The following is a 6,493-nucleotide window of genomic DNA, read 5'->3' as shown; positions in this document are numbered from 1 at the left end:
AGTGAGGCGGGCGATTTCAGCCATTGACCAGCCGAAATTCGCTCCGCCTCATCCTTCAGCCTTAACTAAACGCGACCCATGTCTACAGACAAAGCCTTTATATAGAACCACAATCAGTGACCAAAACGGATTCATGAGTGATCGAATGCAAGACCAGCCGATGGTCGTCATGTCCGAAGACTCCCAGCGCGTCAAAGATAAAGACGCACAGGATCACAATATCAATGCGGCTCGTGCCGTCGCTGACGCAGTTCGCTCAACCCTTGGCCCGAAGGGCATGGACAAGATGCTCGTCACAGACACAGGCGACGTCACCATCACAAATGACGGGGTGACCACCCTCCAAGAGATGGACATCGACAACCCTACGGCCGAGATGATCATTGAGGTCGCCGAAACACAAGAAGACGAAGCCGGCGACGGTACCACGACAGCGGTCGCTATCGCAGGAGAGCTCCTTAACAACGCTGAGGACCTTCTCGATCAAGACGTTCACCCGACTGCCATCACGAAAGGCTTCCAGCGTGCCAGCGAGATGGCCAGAGAGGAGATTGACGACATCGCGAGGAGCGTCGACCCAAGCGATGAAGATCTTCTCCGACAGGTAGCCGAAACCTCGATGACGGGCAAGGGAGCCGAACTCAACAAGGAAGCGCTCGCTGCACTCGTTGTTAACGCAGTGCAACAGGTTACTGTCGACGGGACAGTCGACCTCGACCACATCAACATCGAGTCCCAGACCGGTCGAACAGCCAGCGACTCAGAGTTATTGACAGGAGGCGTTATTGACGACGATCCCGTGCACGAATCGATGCCGGCAAGCGTCGACGACGCGCACGTCCTCCTCCTTGACGAGGCCATCGAAATTGAGGAGACCGAAGCCGACACAGACGTCTCAGTTACTGACCCTGACCAGCTCCAGAGCTTCCTCGACCAAGAAGAACAACAACTCAAAGAGAAGGTCCAACAGATCACCGAGACCGGTGCCAACGTTGTCTTCTGCCAGAACGGTATCGATGACATGGCCCAACACTATCTCGCCAAGGAAGGCATCCTCGCAGTCGAGAGCGTAAAGCAGAGCGATATGTCCTTCCTCACGGACGTGGTGGGCGCGCCTATCGTCGCCGACCTTGCAAGCGCGAGCGAGGCTGATCTTGGTGGCGGCAGTGTCTCCCGGAATACGACCGACGACCTGTTCTACGTTGAGGGCGACAACGCCCATGCTGTAACGCTGCTCCTGCGTGGCTCCACCGACCACGTGGTTGATGAACTGGAACGCGGTATTACGGATGCTCTCGATGTAGTGGCGCAAACAGTCTCGGACGGCCGCGCGGTTGCGGGTGGCAGCGCCATCGAGATCGAAGTTGCGCGACGCCTCCGTGACTCTGCCGAGAGTGTGTCTGGGCGTGAGCAACTGGCAGTTGAAGCGTTCGCTGACGCACTCGAACTTGTCCCGCGGGTGCTTGCAGGGAATGCAGGCCTTGATAGCATCGATACGCTGGTTGAACTCCGGAGTGCACACGAGGCGGGCGAGACGCATGCCGGGCTTGATGTTGAGAGCGGTGAGGTCACGAATACGTTCGAATCAGGGGTTGTCGAACCTGCACATATCAAAGAGCAAGCCGTCTCGAGTGCGACGGAAGCGGCTAACCTTATCCTCCAAATTGACGACATCATCTCCGCTGGCGACCTGTCGACCGACAAGGGCGGCGATGAAGCTGGCGGTTCCGGTGCTGGCGGCATGGGTGGTATGGGTGGCATGGGTGGCGCAATGTAGGCCTTGCTACAGATAATATATTTGCCAAGAGTATAGAATCGGTTTCCCCAGTAGTGACGATCAAATAATAATACAAGTAGGATATTTCTATTATACATATAGTTAGTCATAAGATATTTTGTAGCCGCAAGACGGCCACCAAATCCCCTGCTTCACACTCTCGTGATATAGCTTGTCAACAGATGCTTTTAGACATCCCTGACTAGCGCTTGCTTCTACCGCGAGATTCGGCGATTCATCATCGACTCCCTCGGCGCTATCGTAGTCCCGCACGAGATTGATCATCCGCGTCATAGACGCCCGCACGCGAGCGTTGCCGCCCCCTTTCTCAGCACGGTCGTCCACATCGTCCTGGGTAGCCTCGGTCGTTTCTTCGAACTCACTCTACACTCGGTCTACCATTACACTCATCGGAGGTACGAGGAAGTTTTGCATGCGACCACTAGCTATTTTTCCGGACAGTGATTAGGAAACGATGTCGGGTATTGCCTTCGAGCATGGGGCTTCTACCCGACGGTCACCTCTGACGAGAGCCAACATGGGTCGTGTCCTTCCCGTTCTACGGCCCTTTTCCATCTTGATCCCTTCCGTGCCTGGTTCTCTACTAGATCTACAGGTGAGACGGAACTATCCCTGGTAGTAATTTCATCCACAACAGGATTTTACTTTTTGCAAGTTGGAATGCAATTGTCGAGGCCGCCCATGCTGTTGGATTGATCCTCGACATTCGCAAAGTGGTGCTGTCTCACAGGAGCATGGACTGCTTGCCCCCATGTCTCCACGCTCTCTGTCATCGCCGTCACGAGGGTTCGCCCCCCGACGAACCTACTCCAGTACAAGAGACGAAGCGACAAGACACGCTCGGCAATTACTCTTGAACCCACATACTGGACGGAAAATAACGAGAGAGCCTCATTGGTTCTCCGCTCAACGCTTTCCGGTAAATCCTGCATGCCGAGAATGACAATTGTCGTGTGCCGGCGACGCTAGTGGCACTGCTCGACCAAGCACGAGTGCATGTTGGCGGTGATGTTAGTATTTGCTACTAACAAGCAGCCGTGAGTAAGCGCATTGAGTGGCAGCAGGTCACAGCATGCAGCTGCTCTCCAAGTTGGCGAAAACTGTTGAAAACGTTCACGCAACGAAACGAAGTTGGGGGTCTAATATAGAGCCATCAGATGGATGAATTGCATCGGGCGGCCTCGTCGGTGCGTGGTGACTCACACCGGCGGCGGCGCTCAGATGCAGATGCGGGAGCACAAGTACGAGCACCTACCCATCCGCCTGCGCTCACCGCATCACCACCTCCTTCCATCCACAGACAACGCAGCAACTGACGTCGATAACCCACAAATTCCCGTGGCGATGCCCTGCGTAGACATACTGCAGTCACACGCGACCCCGTTGATCAATGTGAAAACGAGAGCGCTCCAACTGACTATTCATACTCAACAGCTACAAACGGAACAGCTGGCGCTGCTGAGAGCTATGCTGCAGTCACTTGCTCGGCGAGCGCATCGACATCCTCCAGATCGTCCGGCTCTAACAGTAGTCGAAGCCGTGGCCGTCCAACCTCGATCGGGACTTTCTCCGTGTCGATCAGCCCACGATCTTCAATATGGGTCTTGGTCCGTGAGAACGTTGCTTTACTCGCCAGCCCAACATCCTCACCCCACCGACTGATATCGTAGAGGAGTAGTTCGTTGTTCGCACCCACCAGCAATGCAATCGTTACCTCATCCAGCTCGTCATCCTCACCAGGAATCGTCTCCCTCTCTTCCAGCATCATCATGAAGTCGGCTTCGACCTCTTCGTCAAACTCCTCACTGAGCGTGTCTCGAACGCGAGACAGTGGTGGCGTTCGCAGGCTAAATTCCTCACCCTCATCCCAGTCGTCGTCAAACGCTGATTGTACCGTCTCGACGAACTCCTCATCCGTCGACGTTAGGCCACTCAGTCCCCCGTCGACTGGCACGACAGTCATCACCTGCTCGTCACTCACGAACAGCGAACTCCGCGCGATCTCAGTCGTCGTCCGCAGCGACAACGTGTCTTGGTCGATCAAGTCTGCTATCTGGCTGGCCAGAATGAAATCCCCGACCGCCGTTTTAAGCACATCCGGAGTTGCAAGTACTTGCAGCGTCGGCAATTCGTCGTCAAACTCGAATGCCGTCTCCATTACCGTGCGAAACACTTCCAGTGACGGATTCACCACAAGCACTGTCTCAGCATCATTGAACAGCGATTCGAGCGTTTCGTTGAAGTCCGTTTCGAGGTTTACAGCTTCTGATGACATACTTTCTCTACGACGACCCGAGATTCCTTTGTTCTAGACTCATTACCAACTGCAAGCCCCGAATAAAATAGTGACCGCAGCGGCGTAACCCAGCCAAGATCGGTTATTGATCTCTTGAATAACTGCGTTCAGACTTCTTCATGCTGTCTCAGAACGTACCACGACGGCTGAACCATACTGAAAGAGTACTCACTCACATTAGTTTGCTGTCTTCTCTTCTATTCCAGGAACGTGAAACGATATTGCAAAAACGATAGTTAGTATACTATACTAACCTAGCGGTGGATAGTGAATCTGTTTTCCGCTATCAGGATGAATTATATGAACCCCGGTTGCTGCGGCTCATACCACTGTTGTTAGTTCTCCGGACTATCGTCTGCTGGGAGGCCTACAAGGGCTCGTAGACGAGGATTGTGTTCGTGCTGCGGACAACGAACAGATACCCGTCGACTTGGAATCGGACTTCCACATGACTCTGCTTGTCCTTGCTGGCGTCGAGGAGGTCCGCAAGTGCGTCCGGATCGATATGCTCGTACAAGGTGAGCGTGGTCTGGCCCCCTGGTGGTTCGCTCATATCTAATACAGCGTCGATGACCTCCTGTATGGGCGGCTGTGCTGGATCGATCGGATACGACTCGGTCAGCTTGTATCGCGTCGGCGGATTCGAACCTGGCGTATTTGTCTCCGTACTGAACCAGGTAGTTGTCGCTGTCTTGGCTACCGTTGCTGAACTCTGCATACTCCCCTGCAGTCCCCCTATACCATTGAGTAATAGGCGATTACGCCAGAATTTATGCCGAACGGAAGATTATCATCCGGCACTCTACTCGAAATAGTAGTGCACCGTATCGAGCACATCAATGGCAGCGGCTGCAGCGTCAGTAGCGATGACACGGCCTTGGGTCGTTCGTTCGACGAGATTTGTGTTCTCCAGTAGTGGGAGATGTTGGTGCGTGAGTGTGAGCGTTACTTGCTCTGTGCTACGGGCTGGTTGGTCAGCAGCGAGGGCGGCGGCGAGTTCCTCGACAGCGACGGGGGTATCCTGGCGGTCCAAATACCGGAGTGTTTGGCGGCGGTCACTCCGACTGAGTGCATGGAAGAGATTATCCAAATCAAGGTGTGTTGAATACATCTCTTGAGGCTGGGTGTCGTTGTCGGTGACAGTCAGTGGCCACTTGCATCGATCCGTGGTATTTGTTTGCATGTCTTGATCGGTATTCTAAACGGTTTGCAGCTATGAATAACTTATCCATCCTCAAGCTTATTTAATAGGAAAATTCCAAAGCAATTCTGCATAGCAGCCACTCGCTCAAAGATTGATTCTCGCCTTCACGTTCCACTCATCCTATTCCGTTTCTCCTTCGACGATATGATCGGCTCTGCTTGACCAAGCGCAAACGCATGCGGCCGACGTCGCTGCCGAACACTTCCCCAAGTTCCCTGTTGAATCCATCGACTGGGAGGTCTCCGAGCGGGCGCAGCGACAGGCCGGCGTCACTGAATACGACCCAGCCACTGAAGCGGTCACGATTCGGCTCACCTGGGACGCCTACCAGGAATTTGGCTGGCAGCAGTTCAGCAAGACGGTGCGGCACGAACTCGTCCATGCCTAGCAGTACTGGCAGTTTGGCGAGGCGGACCACGGTGAGACATTCGCGCGTTGGACCGACCGCCTCGACATCTCTCAGCACTGCCAGCGATTTACCTCGTCGAAGTGGTGGCTGATCTGCATGGGATGTGACGGCCGGGTCGGACGGTATCGTCGCTCGAAGACGGTCCGCAACCCCGAGGACTACAGTTGCGGCGACTGCGGCGGAAACCTGCGTGTCGAAGAGGGTCCCGGCCAATGACCGCCGACCGTTGTCCGCACTGCAAAGCGGCGGTCACGGCGACGACTGTCCGAGGTCCCTCAACGATGGTCGTGCATCCATGCGGGCATGCAATCGCATCAGAATCGCAGCTGATCGAACCCGGCGACCGCTTGCCCCCACGCCCGACGAGTGGCTTACGGCGTTCTTGGCCGACACTGCCGACGACTGACGACCGCTGACGCGTTCGGCCTTCCCTTTGTTCTCTTTGACGGCTGTTACTGTGTGATGTGGTCGCTGGGGTGTGAGTTGTGCGGTGTTTGGGGGCGGATATAGGTTCGCTGTTGATCAGGTTCGTCTTTGATTTTCGTCTGAGGGGAGAGCCGCGAAACCTGATATGCGTTCCCAAGGTCAGAGTCGCCACCACGTATCGATCCGGTGGTATTGAAACAGAGCGCAACAGCGGCGACCAGCCCTGGAAGCGAAGAGAGGCCGGCGACCGCGATCACTCCGAGCATGCACAGATCCAGAACGGTCAACGGCGCGAGCGTCACTCACGAAATTTCGGCTAGCGTTCAGCCTCACCTATTCATCTTGGAAGATCGCTGCGAC

5 protein-coding genes are annotated in these 6,493 nt (G+C 55.0%); 1 reads left to right on the top strand and 4 read right to left on the bottom strand.

Translation table 11 applies throughout. The features are described 5' to 3' along the window. Positions 1-133 precede the first annotated feature (133 nt). Positions 134-1,777 carry a thermosome subunit beta gene (gene thsB, locus ACRYA2_RS25305; protein WP_433634339.1) on the top strand — a complete coding sequence of 548 codons (1,644 nt, stop codon included), beginning with the start codon at positions 134-136 and terminating at the stop codon, positions 1,775-1,777. A gap of 1,486 nt (positions 1,778-3,263) precedes the next feature. On the opposite strand, the gene tbsP is transcribed toward thsB, so the two are convergent. The 4 genes from tbsP to ACRYA2_RS25285 form a co-directional block, all read right to left on the bottom strand. Continuing rightward, positions 3,264-4,073, bottom strand: coding sequence for a transcriptional regulator TbsP (gene tbsP, locus ACRYA2_RS25300; protein ID WP_433634337.1), 810 nt, complete (start codon positions 4,071-4,073; stop codon positions 3,264-3,266). Positions 4,074-4,461: 388 nt separating this feature from the next. Next, complete coding sequence (locus tag ACRYA2_RS25295; protein ID WP_433634335.1) at positions 4,462-4,812, bottom strand: HalOD1 output domain-containing protein; 351 nt, start codon at positions 4,810-4,812, stop codon at positions 4,462-4,464. A gap of 84 nt (positions 4,813-4,896) precedes the next feature. Continuing rightward, positions 4,897-5,277 carry a DUF7344 domain-containing protein gene (locus ACRYA2_RS25290; RefSeq protein ID WP_433634333.1) on the bottom strand — a complete coding sequence of 127 codons (381 nt, stop codon included), beginning with the start codon at positions 5,275-5,277 and terminating at the stop codon, positions 4,897-4,899. A gap of 136 nt (positions 5,278-5,413) precedes the next feature. Continuing rightward, a complete protein-coding gene (locus ACRYA2_RS25285) occupies positions 5,414-5,920 on the bottom strand; it encodes a hypothetical protein (protein WP_433634331.1) in 507 nt (168 codons plus the stop codon). Positions 5,921-6,493 lie beyond the last annotated feature (573 nt).

The organism is Halomicrococcus pelagicus (genome assembly GCF_050954125.1).
The sequence above is the reverse complement of the archived record's forward strand: the minus strand, read 5'-3'. Positions and strand labels throughout refer to the sequence as shown.